At 46.6% G+C, this 17,156-nt stretch carries 20 protein-coding genes; 3 read left to right on the top strand and 17 right to left on the bottom strand.

Translation table 11 applies throughout. The features are described from left to right. Positions 1-3: 3 nt before the first annotated feature. The 10 genes from GCU85_RS04035 to GCU85_RS03990 form a co-directional block, all read right to left on the bottom strand. Positions 4-975 carry a helix-turn-helix transcriptional regulator gene (locus GCU85_RS04035; protein ID WP_152809618.1) on the bottom strand — a complete coding sequence of 324 codons (972 nt, stop codon included), beginning with the start codon at positions 973-975 and terminating at the stop codon, positions 4-6. 24 nt (positions 976-999) lie between these two features. Beyond that, the gene (gene cas1f / locus GCU85_RS04030; RefSeq protein ID WP_152809616.1) at positions 1,000-1,998 is read right to left on the bottom strand and encodes a type I-F CRISPR-associated endonuclease Cas1f; all 999 of its coding nucleotides are present in this window, start codon (positions 1,996-1,998) and stop codon (positions 1,000-1,002) included. A gap of 174 nt (positions 1,999-2,172) precedes the next feature. Next, on the bottom strand, positions 2,173-3,051 hold the full coding sequence (panC, locus tag GCU85_RS04025; RefSeq protein ID WP_152809614.1) for a pantoate--beta-alanine ligase: 879 nt from the start codon (positions 3,049-3,051) through the stop codon (positions 2,173-2,175). Positions 3,052-3,144: 93 nt separating this feature from the next. Beyond that, positions 3,145-3,933 (bottom strand): 3-methyl-2-oxobutanoate hydroxymethyltransferase, encoded by a 789-nt coding sequence (panB, locus tag GCU85_RS04020; protein ID WP_152809612.1) that lies wholly within the window; start codon positions 3,931-3,933, stop codon positions 3,145-3,147. Between the two features lie 6 nt (positions 3,934-3,939). Then, positions 3,940-4,470, bottom strand: a complete 531-nt coding sequence (gene folK, locus GCU85_RS04015) for a 2-amino-4-hydroxy-6-hydroxymethyldihydropteridine diphosphokinase (RefSeq protein WP_152809610.1) — start codon at positions 4,468-4,470, stop codon at positions 3,940-3,942. Next, positions 4,467-5,741: a polynucleotide adenylyltransferase PcnB gene (pcnB, locus tag GCU85_RS04010; protein ID WP_235896216.1), complete on the bottom strand. Its 1,275-nt coding sequence runs from the start codon at positions 5,739-5,741 to the stop codon at positions 4,467-4,469. Before pcnB ends, folK begins: the two co-directional genes overlap by 4 nt. 5 nt (positions 5,742-5,746) lie before the next feature. Then, the gene (gene iscX, locus GCU85_RS04005; RefSeq protein WP_152809608.1) at positions 5,747-5,950 is read right to left on the bottom strand and encodes a Fe-S cluster assembly protein IscX; all 204 of its coding nucleotides are present in this window, start codon (positions 5,948-5,950) and stop codon (positions 5,747-5,749) included. A 57-nt stretch (positions 5,951-6,007) separates the two neighbouring features. After that, positions 6,008-6,736 (bottom strand): YebC/PmpR family DNA-binding transcriptional regulator, encoded by a 729-nt coding sequence (locus GCU85_RS04000; protein ID WP_152809606.1) that lies wholly within the window; start codon positions 6,734-6,736, stop codon positions 6,008-6,010. A 124-nt stretch (positions 6,737-6,860) separates the two neighbouring features. Next, positions 6,861-7,553, bottom strand: a complete 693-nt coding sequence (locus GCU85_RS03995; protein WP_152809604.1) for an esterase/lipase family protein — start codon at positions 7,551-7,553, stop codon at positions 6,861-6,863. A 26-nt stretch (positions 7,554-7,579) separates the two neighbouring features. Further along, positions 7,580-8,599 (bottom strand): ABC transporter permease subunit, encoded by a 1,020-nt coding sequence (locus tag GCU85_RS03990; protein ID WP_152809602.1) that lies wholly within the window; start codon positions 8,597-8,599, stop codon positions 7,580-7,582. Between the two features lie 136 nt (positions 8,600-8,735). On the opposite strand from GCU85_RS03990, the gene GCU85_RS03985 reads away from it, so the two are divergent. From GCU85_RS03985 to GCU85_RS03975, 3 genes are all read left to right on the top strand, one after another. Beyond that, complete coding sequence (locus GCU85_RS03985) at positions 8,736-9,530, top strand: enoyl-ACP reductase FabI (RefSeq protein ID WP_152809600.1); 795 nt, start codon at positions 8,736-8,738, stop codon at positions 9,528-9,530. A 2-nt stretch (positions 9,531-9,532) separates the two neighbouring features. Continuing rightward, positions 9,533-10,144: a hypothetical protein gene (locus GCU85_RS03980; protein ID WP_152809598.1), complete on the top strand. Its 612-nt coding sequence runs from the start codon at positions 9,533-9,535 to the stop codon at positions 10,142-10,144. A gap of 208 nt (positions 10,145-10,352) precedes the next feature. Then, complete coding sequence (locus tag GCU85_RS03975) at positions 10,353-10,985, top strand: LysE family translocator (RefSeq protein WP_152809596.1); 633 nt, start codon at positions 10,353-10,355, stop codon at positions 10,983-10,985. Between the two features lie 39 nt (positions 10,986-11,024). Here GCU85_RS03975 and GCU85_RS03970 read toward each other — a convergent pair whose 3' ends face one another. From GCU85_RS03970 to truA, 7 genes are all read right to left on the bottom strand, one after another. Next, the gene (locus GCU85_RS03970; RefSeq protein ID WP_152809594.1) at positions 11,025-12,032 is read right to left on the bottom strand and encodes a branched-chain amino acid ABC transporter permease; all 1,008 of its coding nucleotides are present in this window, start codon (positions 12,030-12,032) and stop codon (positions 11,025-11,027) included. After that, entirely contained in the window at positions 12,029-12,862 is an 834-nt protein-coding gene (locus GCU85_RS03965; protein ID WP_152809593.1) for a branched-chain amino acid ABC transporter permease, read from the bottom strand. The genes GCU85_RS03970 and GCU85_RS03965 overlap by 4 nt, the downstream gene beginning before the upstream one ends. Before the next feature lie 84 nt (positions 12,863-12,946). Next, on the bottom strand, positions 12,947-13,720 hold the full coding sequence (locus tag GCU85_RS03960) for an ATP-binding cassette domain-containing protein (protein WP_218110524.1): 774 nt from the start codon (positions 13,718-13,720) through the stop codon (positions 12,947-12,949). Continuing rightward, the gene (locus GCU85_RS03955; RefSeq protein ID WP_152809589.1) at positions 13,713-14,489 is read right to left on the bottom strand and encodes an ATP-binding cassette domain-containing protein; all 777 of its coding nucleotides are present in this window, start codon (positions 14,487-14,489) and stop codon (positions 13,713-13,715) included. Before GCU85_RS03955 ends, GCU85_RS03960 begins: the two co-directional genes overlap by 8 nt. A 167-nt stretch (positions 14,490-14,656) precedes the next feature. Further along, complete coding sequence (locus GCU85_RS03950) at positions 14,657-15,847, bottom strand: substrate-binding protein (RefSeq protein WP_152809587.1); 1,191 nt, start codon at positions 15,845-15,847, stop codon at positions 14,657-14,659. A gap of 162 nt (positions 15,848-16,009) precedes the next feature. Beyond that, positions 16,010-16,270, bottom strand: coding sequence for a YfhL family 4Fe-4S dicluster ferredoxin (locus GCU85_RS03945; RefSeq protein WP_152809585.1), 261 nt, complete (start codon positions 16,268-16,270; stop codon positions 16,010-16,012). Between the two features lie 26 nt (positions 16,271-16,296). Continuing rightward, complete coding sequence (truA, locus tag GCU85_RS03940; protein ID WP_152809583.1) at positions 16,297-17,103, bottom strand: tRNA pseudouridine(38-40) synthase TruA; 807 nt, start codon at positions 17,101-17,103, stop codon at positions 16,297-16,299. Between the last annotated feature and the right edge of the window lie 53 nt (positions 17,104-17,156).

The following is a 17,156-nucleotide window of genomic DNA, read 5'->3' as shown; positions in this document are numbered from 1 at the left end:
TCACTATTTTTCCGCTGAAGCGTTTTTTTGTAATGCCATAGTCAGTTTCTCAAGCAGCTTTTCGCGCAAACAATCTGGGGACTGCACGTAAACGTGAGGCGATAATTTTAATAAATCTTGGAGTAGCTCTCTGTCGTCTGAGTACGGCACGGACAACAGATAATCATCACCTTGCCATTGGCTTTGTTGGTCTGGGTGCCAAATTTGTTTTGATACTTCATGCGCAATGGCTGCTGAAAACCGCAAACAGGCGGTGTATTTTGCACGTCCTGAAAACACACCATAGCTTTGCGTAAAGTATTGTGCCAATGCTTGCTCTGAAATCTGTTTTGACTGCTGTGTTAATAACTCGATATTTGAAATACGTGCAATTTGAAACGTTCTCAATTCGTTTCTGAGATGACACCACGCATCAACATACCAGTTTTCACGATAGTAAACCAGCGTTAGTGGGCTAATGACACGGTTTGATTGCTCACCACTGTAGGTATCGTATCCGATAGTTATTTGTTTTCCTGTCAATAACGCCGTTAAAATGGTTTGATAAGTCGAATACACGACCATTTTGTGACCAATCGGCACTATTTTTAGCGCAGTAATCAATTTTTGGCTATCAATATTTAATGATTTTAGCTGTGCTTGGATGCTTTCTTCAAATACATCAATACTGCCATGTATCATGCCGCCATGTAGTTTTTTTAATAAATTGAGCACAACCAGCATTGACTGCATATCATCGACTGTCATCCATAAGCCTGGCAACTCTATTAACGCTGCCTCGTCTTGGCGAATTTGATAACCCTGGTTTTCAACATATTCAATCGGCGCATTAAGCTCAACGCTCAAAGACTCGATGATGCGATATACTGTTCTCTCGGTACATTCCAAGGCTCTCGTCAAATCACGCATTGGCACAGGGTAACGGCGATTTTTGAGTATGCGGTTTAGCAATTGTTTTTTATCAGATTTACTCATAGGCTCTTTATTATTAACGATTATCTATTTCCGATTATCTATTTCACTAGACGGGGCCTCTGTTGCCTCATCATCACTGCATTGATGGTGTGACAATGCCACTGATTTGACTTGATTAAACAGATAATCAAGCGCTTTGTGATCCGCAAAGGCCTGTAAGCATTGTTGACGAAACTCTTGTTCTGTCGCGTTTTCTTTGGCGCAAATAAATGCCAGCGGTAACACCAGTGCATCTTTTACTAAATCCGCCACATCAAAAACCAGTGCGCCGCGACGTGTTTTGCCGTGCATCAGCGCAAAACCATGGGGTATACCTAATACCCACAATGTCGTTGCGCCTAATCCATAGGCAAGGTAGTTTCCATGATTTAAAAACGTATTGGCTAAATCAACCGCATCGTGTTGCCGTGTGAATCGCTGGTGCTTAGTTGTCTGGGCTGCGTATTTGTATAGCTGTTTAGTCAGCTCTGCTTCGATTAATAGTAATTGGTTGGTGCTGGTGGCTAGCTGCATTTTATCGCCGTATTGCTGTAATGCATTTTGAATCAAGATATCTTCAACGACAAAACCTTCGGCTTTCAGGGCTTTATCCTTGCTCCACACCTGCAACAGATAAGTAATTCGTGCTTGCTGAAGTTCCTTGGCAGCTTGAAAACGACGTACTTCATCAAACCAAAACGACATCCAGCCTTGCATATATTCAGTAGGACGGTATTCACTTTGCGGAGTTAACCACTCAATCTCATTTGCCATTAATAACGGGGTTCCACCGCCACCACAAAAACCAACCAACACGCCCGCTGAAGCAATCATACGCATCGCAGCCTGAGTAATTGAAGTGCCTGTCCCTAATAACAGACAGGTGGTATTCGCAATAGGAATGTTCCAATACTGATTTTCATTTGCTGCTTCAGTCAGGTAGAGTACACGCCCATCTTTTTGCATGACTCGGCATTTTTCGAGGTAATAAATATTAGCTCTTTTGGAATGCAAAATCGCCTTTAAATTAGTTAGGTTATCCATTAGCCTTGCCTCCTAGTTAGTCGTCATCCTAGTTAGTCGTCGATTAGACGCGCGTAGCATCCAAAGTGCGCATACCTAGTATAATACGGCCAGGGGTATTAGTCTAATGCATTGATATAATGTGAATTAACAAAATAAATTGATAAGTAATACTTAACGAACTAGCAAAACCACCTAAAAACTGTCACACACGAACAAATTATCAATCAGGCGTGTGCTGCCGATACGGGCAGCGATTAGCAGAATGCTACGGCATTGCCGCGGCGGGTTCGTTTCGCATAGGGATTGCGTCAAATCATCGGCATCGCGGTATGCCAAATACTCCACCGCGATGCCACGGGTGGTCAATGCAGCCATTGCCGCATCGATGATTGGTTGCGCGGGGTTACCTGCCAAAATAGCGATCTTGATGCGCTGCAAAGTAGCATAAATTTCACCAGCTAACTGGCGCTGGTCATCGGATAGGTACTGATTACGCGAACTCATTGCCAGTCCGTTATCCTCGCGCCGTATCGCAATCGAATCAATCACAATCGGCATAAATAACTCATCGACTAAGCGCCGAATAACCGCCAATTGCTGATAATCCTTTTGCCCAAAAATCGCCACATCGGGGCGGATTAGCTGAAACAGCTTAGCCACTACGGTTGCCACCCCTTGGAAATGCGTGGGGCGATCTGCTGCACACAGTATTTTGGTCAGCGTATCGTTAAAATCAATCGATAACGTCTGTGTCACTCCATGTGGATAAATCGTCGCCACCTCGGGGTAAAAAACAGCCGACACGCCCCGCGCTGCTAATTTTGCACAATCATCAGCAAAAGTTCGTGGGTATGTCGCCAAATCCTCTGTTGGGCCAAACTGCGTGGGGTTGACAAAAATACTCACCACCACGTTATCGCTGTAGGTTTTGGCTTTGTCAACCAATGCCAAATGTCCTGCGTGCAAATTTCCCATCGTGGGCACCAGCACGAGTTTTTCCCCCGAGCGCAAATGCGTTTGTCGGTATTGATTAATGTCGGTAAGCGTGCGTAAAATAAGTGGCTGCGTCATGGCGGCGGCGTTGTTTTAAGTTGTGATTTTAATTTATTTATTTAAATATCAATATCTTATTAATTATTCAGATAGCTATTTCAGGTATCTATTTCAGGTATCTTTCTCAGGAAATTGCCCTGATTTCACCGCGTCAACATAGGCGGTAATTGCGCCAATAATCGAGCCCGCTTCTGGCATGAAGTTTTTAGCAAAACGTGGCACATGCGCTGAGACACCAATCACATCATTAATCACCAATACTTGCCCATCCACATCCACGCCAGCGCCAATACCAATCACAGGCACGGGGCTATTATCGGTGATTTGTTTGGCAAGTGCTGCTGGCACGCATTCGAGTAACAACAGGTCAGCGCCTGCCTCGGTTAAGGCGGCGGCTTCGCTAAGTAAGCGTTTGGCTTCGTCGGTGCGGTTACCCACGGTGCGATATGCGCCTAATTTATGTACCGTTTGCGGTGTCAGCCCAAGGTGCGCACAAACAGGAATACCATTATCACTTAGCGCACGAATAATATCGACTTGATAAGCACCTGCTTCGACTTTGACAATCTCGGCAAAGCCTGCTTGCATCAAGCGGGTTGCATTCGCTAGGGCTTGCGAGACCGAATAAAAACTCATAAACGGCATATCCAGCATTTTAAGCACCGACTGCGACCCACGGGTGACCGCTTTGGCATGATAAATAATATCATCGACTGTCACGGGCACGGTGGTTTCATGGCCTTGCACGGCTTGCCCCAACGAATCGCCAACTAAAATCATATCCACGCCAGCGGCTTCGCAAATCCTTGCCATACTGGCATCGTAGGCGGTAATGACTACAAATTTTTCTTGCTTGGCTTTTTTACGTCTAAGGCGTTCAATCGTATTTGGTTGGCTCATCGGTGATTACCTGCATTTGCTGTGGTGTGGGTTTATTTCATGTAATTGTGCTTGATCTTGTTGTGTATTTTGTTGTGCATTTAGTGCAAAAAGTAACGCTGCCACACGACCATAACGCGGTAACGTCAGCGTCTCATCAAGGTCTAACAGCGGCTGCAACACAAACGCGCGTAAATGCGCCTGGGCATGCGGAATGATCAGCGTCTCAGTCGTCAACACCGTATCCCCATACAAAATAATATCCAAATCAATCGTTCTCGGGCCCCAGTGCGCTGTTTTGACGCGGTGCTGCGCCTGTTCGATAGCTTGCAATGCCTGCAATAAATCCCGTGGCGACAACGTGGTCTCTATCATCACCGCTGTATTGATAAAATCAGGCTGATCCGCTGGACCAACAGGTTTGCTGCGATAGCACTTGGCGCGTTTGATTAATTGCATGGCGGGATGCGCGGCGATTTGTGCAATCGCCGTTTCAATTTGTTGCAGCGGATTATCTAGATTGCTCCCCAGAGCAATATAGGCGGCGACGCCATTCAACGCCGTCTCCTGCGTTTTTTACGCACGCCCTCTGGCGCATCATCGTCATGATACACGACTTTTTCAATGGGATAGTCTATCTGTGCTTGTGTCCACAGCTCATACGTCGATTCTAACGCTTCGCCTGCTTGCATTCGCAACGTCAAAAAGTCATACCCTGCTCGAAATCGCTTGTGCGCCAGCACGCCACGGATTTTTTTGGTCGTCGGTTTGTCCGCCATCAAGCGCATTTGCATCACCCAAATATCGCGAACCATTGTTTTGTGGCGCATCGGGATACCAACGCGCATGGCTGCTTGGTGAAAAACGTGGTCGATACTCTCGTGCATGGCTTTGTGCCAATGCGTTTCTGCCGCTAAGCTATCGGTAAGTAACTGCTCATAAACCGGCCATAAAATAACCGCATACAAAAATCCAATCGTAACGGGTTCGTTGTGCGCCAAACGATAATCGGTATTTTTCAGCGCCAGTTTGAGTAATTTTTTGTAACGTGCATGTTCGGGTGCTGAGAAATCATTGAAAATCGTGTCAGTTTGCGGGAACAAGACACCAAATAAATCATACAACCGTAACGCTTCATAAGACGCCAACGCATGGCCACTCATGAATAATTTTAATGTCTCATCAAACAGTCTTGCACTGGGCACGTTTTGTAACAAATCTTTGTTATCCGCAATCGCACGCTCCGTCTCGGCAGCAAGCCGCATATCAAGCTTGGCAGCAAATCGAACACCGCGCAACATACGCACAGGGTCCTCTTGGTAGCGTTCATTGGCATCACCAATAATACGAATAATCCCTGCTTCGATATCATCTAACGCGCCAACATAATCGATTAAGCTAAAGTCTTCGATGTCATAATACAGCGCGTTTAGCGTGAAATCACGCCGCTGTACGTCGTCTTCTATGGTGCCAAAGGTATTGTGCTGGATGACTTGACCTTGGTCGTCTGTAAAGCCTTTTTCATCAGCACGAAAGGTCGCAACTTCGATAATTTCGCGTCCATAATGGATATGCGCCAAACGAAACCGCCGACCAATTAAACGGCAGTTAGAAAATAACTGTTTAATCTCATCGGGGGTTGCATCGGTTACTACGTCAAAATCTTTGGGGGCTTTGCCGCGCAATAAGTCGCGCAAACAGCCGCCAACCAACAGCGCACGAAACCCCGATTCCTTGAGCCGATAGAGCACTTTTAGTGCGGTTTTCGGCATTTGGCTGCGCGAAATGGGGTGTTGATCGCGGGTATATTTAGTCACTGATTTTGGCAAGGTGATTATTCCTCTGCCTCTTCAATCCACGCCATTTGTATGGCCTCTAGGATTTTTTCATTTGATTTTTCAGGATCATCAACAAACCCATCCAAAGCACAAACCCACGCGTGCAAATCGGTAAATCGTATCCACTGCGGATCGACATCTGGGTGTTCATCGTATAACATTTCAGCAATTAATTGCACATCAGACCACGTTATTTCCATCGCGTTTCCCTCTTTTTTGTCGGTTATCGGTTATCGGTTATTTTCATTGACCACAATTTACGCCATATCCTCTGGAAAATCGGCATTCGTTGAAACCGTCTGTGTATCATCTAAGTCTTCTAACACATCCAGTAATTTCAGCAACTTTTCGGCATCTTCGCCAACAACCGGCGACAAATTGTCAGCGCGTTGGGTAATCTCGGACTCATCGGGCTCAAACCCCGCCGCAACCATCGCATCATAGACACTGGTATAGTCTTTGAGACTAGTAATGACTTCTATGGCACCCGCTTCTGCAACGACATCCTCTGCGCCTGCCTCGAGTGCCGCTTCCATAATCGCGTCTTCATCGGCTGATTCATAGGATAAAATACCGACTTCTCTAAATTGAAAAGCCACCGAGCCATCCGTGCCCAAATTCCCACCGAATTTACTAAACGCATGGCGAACTTCGCCAACCGTGCGGTTGCGGTTATCAGATAAGCAATCAACCATCACGGCAACGCCACCTGGCCCGTATCCCTCGTAACGAATTTCACTAAGGACTTGTCCGTCTAGCTCACCTGCACCGCGTTTGATTGCGCGCTCCATCGTATCTTTGGGCATATTGGCTGCTTGTGCTTTGGATACCGCCAGCCGAAGGCGCGGATTCATATCTGGGTCAGAGCCACCATTGCGTGCCGCAACCGTCAGCTCACGAATCAACCGTGTAAATACCTTGCCGCGTTTGGCGTCTTCTTTTGCTTTTTTGTGCTTAATATTTGCCCATTTACTATGCCCTGCCATGCATTACCTCAATCTATGTATTGTTTTTTAGTGTTGTGATATTGTGTTGTGATATTCGTTCAGTTCGTGAATTGCCGCAAGTAAAGTCGCGCCTCAAATGCGCCCAATCGCGCCCCAATCGCGCCTATTGTACTGCGTTATGGTCAAATTTACCATGCCTCAAAAAATAATCCACCTGAGCCACTGCCCGCTTAGAATAGACTAATCCCGTATGCGACATGGGTAACACAAGGTGATCGGCTTGATTGGCTAGTTGCGTCTCAGACAAAGCCACCGTGCCATCACTGGTCTCATCAAATCTAACCACCAACACACCTGGACCAACTGGCATGCTGCCAGCAATAGACCCCAGCGCCACTTGGCCTTGCCAATCGGGCAAATCGCCATCAAGTGCCTGAAAAAACGCACCACCGATGATGCGCTTATGAATTGTCTGCATCACCCGCGCCATTGCGCTACCTTGATGCGGCGTACCTAGCGTCACAATACGCCCTGTAAATAGCTCAGGGGCTAATTCGTATGCCTGCCGTGCCAACAAACCACCCAGACTATGGCCGACAAAATGCACGACATCCTCTGGTTGGCAATTCGTACGCACAAATTCAACCAGCTGTTTGGCATTCTCTGCAAGGGGCTGCGTCACCGATTTGTACGAAAATGCTAATACCGTATAACCGCGCTGCTGAAGCTTTAGCTGCATGTACTTCATTAATGCGCCATGAAAATAAATCCCATGAATGAGAATAATTGTCGGTTTTTCCCCTGACTGGCTTTCCACTGACTGGTTTAAATCTGTTTTTTTGTTATTTAATTTCATCACATTATCTAATATAAAACTGACGACTAGTCAAACTTAACACGCGGATCGACCAGCGCCACACAAATGTCAGACAAAATATTACCTAACAAATACAGCAACGAAGAAATCACCAAAATCCCCATCACCACAGGATAATCGCGCTTGACCACCGATTCATAACCCAACAAGCCAATGCCATCAATATTAAAAATACTTTCAATCAAAAAAGACCCCGTCAACACCACACTCAGCACCCCGCCAAACCCTGTCGCAATCGGCACCAACGAATTACGCAACGCGTGGCGAAACACCGCTTGGCGAAACGACAGCCCTTTGGCAATGGCTGTTTTCATATAGTCTTTGGCGAGATTTTCCATCAGCGAATTTTTCATCAGCAGTGTCAGCATGGCAAAGCTCCCTGCGACATAAGCAATCAACGGCAAAACAGCATGACGAAAGACATCATTGACTTTCCCCCAAAATCCTAGCGTTTCAAATTCATCACTGACAAATCCCCCTAGCGGCAACCAATCATAGTAATAAGCAAAGGTATTGAGTAACAAAATCCCAATCACATAGCCTGGAATGGCAAACCCAATAAACACCAAAATCGAGCTCACATAATCAAATGACGTATTGTGCCGAATCGCTTTGACAATGCCTAATGGAATACAGACACTATAAACAATCACCAACGTCGCAATGCCGTAAAACAACGAAATCGGCAATCGCTCTTTAATTAAAGTCAATACAGGGTCTTGAAAGCGCGTAGACACCCCAAAATCAAGCTGTAATAATTTACCCATCCACGCCATATAGGCTTGGGGGATGGACTGGTCGAGCCCAAAAAACTGTTCTAATTCTGCTAATTGTTCGTCAGATAACGTTTCGCCGCTATTCGTTTGGCTGTTTCCTGCACCATCAGCGCCCGCCAATTGAATTTGTTGCAGGAGTTCTTCTAGCGGGCCACCAGGCACTAACCGCGTAATTAAAAACACCAAAAAAGTAATCCCAATAAAAGTCGGAATGACTAATAATAATCGTCGAATAAAATACGCGCCCATAATCTCGATATCAACCGTTAAACTTCACTTAAAAATCCACACCACTTATTTACCCTAACTATGATAAAATAGTTTGCTTAGTTTATCAGCAAACCAACTTTCAGCAAACCAACTTTACGTCATCGAGGTATCGACTATGGGTTTTTTAACCAATAAGAAAATTTTAATCGTAGGACTGGCTTCTAACCTGTCTATCGCCTGGGGCATCGCCAAAGCCATGAAACGCGAAGGCGCTGAGTTAGCTTTTACTTATCAAAACGACAAGCTAAAATCCCGCGTCGTCAAAATGGCCGAAGAACTCGGTTGTGACACCAACCTTATTTACCCTTGTGAAGTCACGTCTGATGACGAAATCAATGCCGTTTTCGCCGCATTAAATCAGCATTGGGACGGGTTAGATGGCTTGGTTCACTCGGTTGCATTTGCGCCGCGCGAAGCGCTAGAAGGCAACTTTTTAGACGGCATATCGCGTGAAAACTTCGCCATGGCAAACGACATCAGCGCCTACTCACTAGTCGCGCTCACCAAAGCCGCACGCCCAATGCTAGAAAAAAACCAAGGCTCAGTCCTTGCCATGACTTATTTGGGCGCGGTCAAAGTCATCCCTAACTATAACCTGATGGGCGTTGCCAAAGCCTCATTAGAGGCAAACGTACGCTATTTAGCGGCGGCACTTGGCGAATCTGGTGTGCGCGTCAACGCCATCTCAGCAGGTCCCATTCGCACACTCGCGGCATCGGGTATCTCGGGATTTAGAAAAATGCTAGAACAATTCGAGAAATCCGCGCCGTTACGCAAATGCGTCTCGATTGACGAAGTTGGCAATGCGGCGGCATTCCTAACCTCAGACCTTGCCTCGGGCATCACTAGCGAAATTCTTTATGTGGATGCTGGTTTCAATACGGTTGCCATGACAGGGCTAGAGTCTTAGCCGTGCAAGCCGCTACCGCACAAACCCCTATCGTGCAAGCCGCTACCGCACAATCACATAGCACAAGCCGCATGGTTCATCGTGTTGTGTTTTGCCTATCCGTTTTGCTCAGCACGGTCAGCTTGTCAGGCTGTGCGAGCCAAACGGCAAACTCCACGGCATTTGAAGCCACGCCTGAAACGACGCTTGAAACCACGCCTGAAACGACATCTGAAACACAGGCATTAAGCGATATGGAATCCATTGCGCTATGCCAGCTTAGCGCCCAAGCCATCCAAACCGAAGCCGATATTATCAACGAAATTGGCTATAAACGGTTTGCCAAAGACAGCTATCGCCCAACCCAACACCAGCAGCTTTTTGGCCGTGAAATTCGCGTTATCACGCTAAACGAAACGGGCAACAAACTCTACGTGGCAGGAGAGCCACCTGCTTTTGCCTCGAGCTTTCAAGACATTACGGCGGCAATCGACTGCCAAAACGATACTTGCCAAGCACTCATCAACCCCAATCAAACGCTCTATATCTACAAAACAGAGAGTAAAAATAGCACTCAAACTACGGTTATCGAATGCAGTAAGCCAGAATTAGCAGCCCCTGACACCGATACGTGAATCAACAGATACGCCGCCAATTTCTCTGCCCGTTACCAAGCAAAAAAATCACCCATAATTTCACGCCTAGCCATAGACTTGTTGCACAATATCGGCTATATTGCTATTTAATTAATTGGCTGATTGGCTGATTGGACGCAACACAAGCAAATATCGCAAAAAAGCCAAAAAACCCTATTAACAACAGCTTACCTGACAGGAATGCTTTATGCTAGAATCGATTAATGTCGCCATTTTGACGGGTTTTATCGCTACCTTTGCCTTTGTCTCATTAACACCTGGGCTTTGTATGACTTTGGCGCTAACGATGGGCATGCAGATTGGTTTTAAAAAAACACTGTGGTTAATGTTTGGTGAGTTAATTGGTGTTGCGATTGTCGCGATTGCGTCCGTGATGAGTGTCGCGGTCATCCTGCTAAACTACCCACAAATTTTCATGGTCATCAAATACGGTGGCGGGTTGTATCTGGCCTATATCGGGATTAATATGTGGCTATCCAAGGGTAAACTTGCACTTAACCTAAACCCACTAGAACAGCGAAGCCCTAGCCGAATGGCACTGATGTTTCAAGGATTGATTACCGCTGTTTCAAACCCCAAAGGCTGGGCATTTTTTATTGCCTTATTACCGCCTTTTATCGACCAAAGCAAACCACTATACCCTCAGCTCATCATTTTGATTGGGCTGATTGTGTTGATTGAATTTGCCAGTTTATGCCTGTACTGCGAAGGCGGCAAAACCCTACGCCGCTTATTGCAAAACACAGGCAACGTCAAACTCATTAACCGCATTTCTGGCTCATTAATGATTGGTGTCGCTATTTGGCTGGCTTTTGGTTGATGCTTGATTGATGCTTGATTGACGGAAGTCGCCTTACCATCAATCCAACCATTTGCCCAACAACCCTTTGGGCAAATACATCACCACGAGAATGAACAGCAAACCCAGCAACAACAACCAGTAATCACCAAACACATCACCCAAGTAGCCTTCTAATAGGCGCACGCTAATAGCCCCAAAAAAAGCGGCCGAACACGATAACCGCCCTGCGACGGCCACCCAAATCAAGACTTCCGTGGATAACCTAAACCCAACCAAATCGGGTGATACAAAGTAAAATTGCGTCACAAACAACGCCCCTGCCAACCCAGCAATGCCCGCACTCAATACCAGTGACAGCGTTTTGACTTTGACGGTATGAATCCCTAAATGGCTGCTGCGGTGTTCGTTGTCACGCACGGCGCGAACGATGAGACCCAGCGGACTTTTTTGCAGCCCAACTAACCCCACCCAAATCACAAACGCAACCCCTAGCGTCACAAAATAAACGCTTGTTTCTGATAGCCAATTACCCTGCCACAGTAGTGGTGGAATGTTAAATAACCCATTACTGCCACCCACAAATGACCACTGTCCAAATAAGCGTTCAGCAATCACGGCCAATGCCAAGGTGACCAAGCCCAAAAATGCACCATCTAACGTATTGCCGTTAAACAACAACCACGCCATGCACAAAGCAATGAACATCGGCAACAGCACAGCCAAGCCAATACCCAGCCACTGCCGCGTCATTTCGCCCCCTGCTGTCGTTACCATTAATTCATGATTACCCGTCAGCATAGATAGCGTGGACAGCGTAGGTAGCATCCCCAAAGTTGCTAAGCTCATGCTATACGCGCCAACACCAAAAAAAATCGCCTGCCCTAAGCATAACAGCCCAACTTGACCCCATAAAAAAGCCAAGCTCATGGCAAAAATCCCATAACAAAAATAAATCGAAAACTGCGATAAACTATAGCCACTCATCCCTATCGGCAATAACAACAACAGCAACCATAGGGCCAAGCTGATTAATTTACCCTGATTGTCTTGTCGCCACCGTATCATTTAAACAACCCGCTAGGAAACCATTTTAATAACGCAATGGCAAGACCCAGCATGCCCAGTTGTGCAATCACGGGATCAAATAACACCGTGAGTAACGATTGACTACCTGCAATCACCGCTGCGCCACTCAACGCCGAGATAATACTACCCAAACCGCCAATTAACACCGACAAAAACGCTGGTACCAAATAATCCCCACCCATCAATGGCGAAATACTCATGGTTGGTGCGATAACTGCGCCAGCCACACCGGCCATCATGCCGCCAATCATAAAACTAATCAAATACAGCTTTTCCGCAGGCAGTCCTGCGGCAGTGGCAAGGGTTGGGTTGCTAATCACTGCACGCGCTTTTACCCCAAAACGCGTACCAAAAAACAACACATACAGCCCCGCCAAGCTCAATAGACTTAGCCCCATCACGATTAAGCGATAGAGCGGATAATCGTGCCCAAATAGCAAAATCAACTGCGTAGTCGGCGCTTCTAGGTGTTGGCTGCCTGAGCCAAAACACAGACGAATCAACTGTTGCAACACAATAGAAACGCCCCACGTTGCCAAAATCGTGTCCAATAACCGATGGCGGATACGCTTAATCACCAAGTAGTACATCACGCCACCAACAGCTGCCATACCAACGGCGGTAATCAGCAAAGAAAACACAAATGGTACAGGCGTTTGCGACAGTAACCAAAGGCTGTAAGCACCTAGCATCATCAGTTCACCATGCGCCAAATTAATCACCCGTAGCAAGCCAAAAATAATCGCAAGCCCTTGCACAACCATCATCAACACCAATACGCTATAGAGGATATCTAGCACTACAATCATACGCTGATCCCTTGTATTACTGCGCACCGTAGCTCACGGAGAAAAATCCTGCTATTATCGTACGGGCTTAACATGATTTCACCGTTAACCTCGCTTCGCTGGATTGGTTAATCCCGTTTGATGTCCTGCCAAGTCCGACAACGCAGACAACGTAGACAGCGAAGACAATGACGATAACGCCTCGGATAGTTGTTTAGGGTCGGTTGTGTCGATAGGTATCGGGGTTTCAATAAAACGCTCAGGTTCAATCAAGTACGCAGTGTTTGCCAACTGTGAAATCATCGATAGATTTTGTTCGGCTAAAATAATCGCCAGCCCCGTTTGTTGGTGAATATCAGATAGCGTCTCGGTTAACTGTTCGACAATCGAGGGCTGGATATTTGCACTGGGTTCATCGAGCAATAATAGCAAAGGCGAACTCGCCAAGGCAAAGGCAATCGCAAGTTGCTGGCGTTGCCCGCCCGATAACTTCCCAGCCAGTTTTTGGGGTGCACGCTGTAGCTGCGGAAAATGCTGCAAATTCACCTCGATCGGTAATTGGTTTACCAAGGCAAAATGCTCCGCCACGGTTAACTGATTGAAAACCGCGTTATCCTGTGGCACATAGGCAATATCCAGACGCGCAATATCGACGGTTTTCCGTTTTGCAAGCGATTGTCCTTGGAAATAACAATCGCCCTGCACTGCGGGCATTAGCCCCATGATAGATTTTAAAAAACTGGATTTTCCAACACCATTCTGCCCGACCAACGCGACAATCGACTGCGCGGCTAACTGCCAGTTAATTCCGCTCAAAACCGTTGGCGCATCATAGCCTAACGCCCACTGCTGACAGGCTAAAATCGGTGCGTCAGGCATAAATCGTCCCGAGGTAGTTTTTCCGAATATTTGGGTCAGCCTTGATGAGGTCATAATGCCCTCGTAGCTGAAACTGCCCAGACATCAATACCGCGATATCTTCAGTCAATCGCTTGACAAAATCCATATTGTGCTCAATCACGACAATGGTGAGACCATCCGCATTGAGTTGTTTGAGTAAATCTAGGGTTTCTGCGGCTTCCTTTGCACTCATTCCGGCAATGGGCTCATCCAATAGCAGCAACTTGGGTTTCAGTAACAATAACATGGCTAATTCTAAACGCTGTTTTTGCCCAGTCGACAGGTGTTTTGCTTGCGTATCCCATAGCTTACCTAGCCCCAGCGTATTGGCGTGCGTTTGGATATTCGCATCTTGGACTTCAGCGCAATTTTGGCGCCGTTTATGGCGGCTGGATGAACGCATAAAAAAAGACCAACGTGGGTTTGATTGACGAGGCAACAGCGATGTTGCTAATTGCAAATGCGCCGCAACCGTGAGATTGGCATAAACGCCAGGAATTTGGAATTTTCGCAATAGCCCTTGCCGTGCAATTTGACGCGGGTGTTTTTGGGCGATATCTTGGCCGCAGAACACGACACGCCCTCGATCGGCAGCCAAATCCCCTGTTAATACATTAAACAGTGTCGATTTGCCACATCCGTTCGGTCCAATAATCGCGGTCAAGCTACCCTTGGCAATCTCCAGATGACACCCAGTTAGCACTGGCTGATTGCCAAATTGTTTGGTCAAGTTGTCAACCAAAAGCATCGGCTACTTTACCAATAATAGCAACAATGGTACTCAATGCCACCCACCCTGTGATACCCACCCTGTGATACCCACCCTGTGATACCCACCCTGTGATACCCTGTGATACCCTGTGATACCCTGTGATACCCTGTGATACCCTGTGACACCCAATGGCAACAATACAATTAACGTTGGCAGTTGGGCGCTGGCTGTTTGATGCCAAGCGGCAACACCATTTCTAAACGCTCACCCTGAGAGTGCGCCAAATACATCGGTAACGAGACATGGTGTGTCTCGTCCATGATAACACGGCCAGTCAGTGCATCCACGCCTGTTGAGCTAAGCTCCTGACTCAACGATTTAGCAGAAAGCTGGTTGGCGTCAATCTGATTTAACGCGTTGGCCATAAACTGAATCGCCGTATAGTGGCTAAAGGCATAATGTGATACGCCTTGGATATTTTTATCGCTTGCTTGCACCGCCTGTACAAATTTTTGGGCAGCAGGCAGCGTAGAAACAAACGGAACGGTTACCCAAATATCTAAATCCGATTGCGCGCCAAACACGCCCAAATAAGTCTCTGAAAAGCCTAAAAAGGCAATACTGACTTGTTTTGTCAACCCTAACTCAATCGCCTGCTTCATAAAAGTCACGCCATCCGCCCCTGGCAGCGCAAATACCAACACATCGGCCTCGCTACGCATAATCTGTCGAATAGATGGGGTGAAGTCTTTGACGCCAAATGGTGTCAAAGACTTGCCTACGACTTCGCCGTCAATATCGGCAATAAGCTGATCGGCTGCCTCAAACATTTTTTGCGGCCAAACATAATCCGCACCGAATAGATAAAAAGATTTTCCTGAGCGAATCGCCATCGCGGGAATCAAATGTGCGAGTTCTTGGTTTGGCACGGTGTTAAACGCAAAGACATTGTCTTGTGGACAGACACCGCCTTCGTAATTCGTCGCATAGAGCAGTGGCACACCGAATCGAGCGCTGGTTGGCTGTATGGCATCACGTGCGTTTGACGTAATTGGACCGATTAAGGCAATTGCACCATCTTGGCGGATGAGTTTGTTGGCTTTTTCAACTGAAGTTTTAGGGTCCGTTTTATTGTCTTCGTAAATGACTGCTAAGGGTCGCCCATACACACCGCCCGCTGCGTTAATCTCAGACACTGCCAAATCAATTCCTGCTTTTGCTTGCTCACCAAACAACTCCAATCCACCACTAAACGGGAGAATAGCACCTATTGTTATTGGCTCGCCTTGAGGTGGCGTTTGATTTTGCGTTTGCGTTTGATTTTGCGACTGCGACTGCGCCAAGCCAACGGTTGCAACCCATAAAGACATTAACACAAGACATGGTTTGAGCATTTGAATTCACCTATTTTCGATGTTGAGATTCGTTAGATTTTGAGATTCGTTGGCTTTTGGATCAATTCGTTGGTTCGTTGGTTCGTTGGTTCGTTGACTCATTGGTATATTGATACCACACGGATAAAAACCACGTAGTTATCGGTTAACCAACGAAATAGCCTAGCCAGTTTTTTGATTGGGGTGCAGACGATGAAACTTAGCCATTAATTCTGCTTTGGTTTCTATGAAATTAGGATTAATCGGGATGCAATCGACTGGGCATACCTGTTGGCATTGCGGCACATCATAGTGCCCAATGCATTCAGTACACAAGTTAGGATCAATTTCGTAAATCTCCTCACCTTGGTAAATGGCTTGATTGGGGCAAGCCGGCTCGCAGACATCGCAGTTGATACACTCATCTGTAATATGAAGCGCCATAAGCTAAATCACCTTAGAACACACGTTTAAAAAGTAGCAATCATTTGGCTATCGCAACTATCGTCACAACAATCACCAGAAAGGATATTATACCTCAAATCATAACCAACTGCGACTAAATATAGCCCATTTGGTGGCGCCGTTGGTGCGGCTAAGCGACGGTCTTTTGTATAAAAAACCGTTTCAAACCAAGCGCTGTCTTTTTTCCCCATACCCACCCAAATTAACGAACCCACGATATTTCGAACCATATGGTATAAAAAGGCATTGGCTTGAATATCAATCACTAGTGCCCGACGATGGCGCATCACGCGAAGATGGTGCACGCAACGAAACGGTGAGTTAGATTGGCAGTTTGCTGCTCTAAAACTGGATAAATCTTGTTCTCCAACGAGTATTTGCCCAGCCTGATGCATCAATTCACCATTGAGTCGGCAATGCCACGGCGTCACCAACCCGTGTAACACAGCCGAGCTCACTGAATGATCATAAATCACATAGTGATAACGCCTAAATTGCGCCGAAAATCGGGCGTGAAAATCGGCTGTAACGGGTTTGACCCAGCGCACCCTGATGGTCTTAGGTAAATTCGTATTAATACCCATCAACCAGCTATTAAGCGCCCGATTAGCAGAGGTTTCAAAGTGGATGACTTGACCTGTTGCATGTACACCCGTATCCGTTCGCCCCGCACAATAAACCCTAATCGGCTCATTTGCAACACGGGTAATTGCCGATTCGACAGCATGCTGTACAGTCTGCTGTGTATGTGACTGCCGCTGCCAGCCGAAAAAATCCACACCGCGGTATTCAATGCCTAATGCATACTTCATCACCTATCAATCACCTATCAATCCTCTCGTTAATCAGCCTAGTTAATCAGCCT

The sequence above is a fragment of the Ostreibacterium oceani genome (assembly GCF_009362845.1).
GTDB classification, from domain to species: Bacteria; Pseudomonadota; Gammaproteobacteria; order Cardiobacteriales; family Ostreibacteriaceae; genus Ostreibacterium; species Ostreibacterium oceani.
The sequence above is the reverse complement of the archived record's forward strand: the minus strand, read 5'-3'. Positions and strand labels throughout refer to the sequence as shown.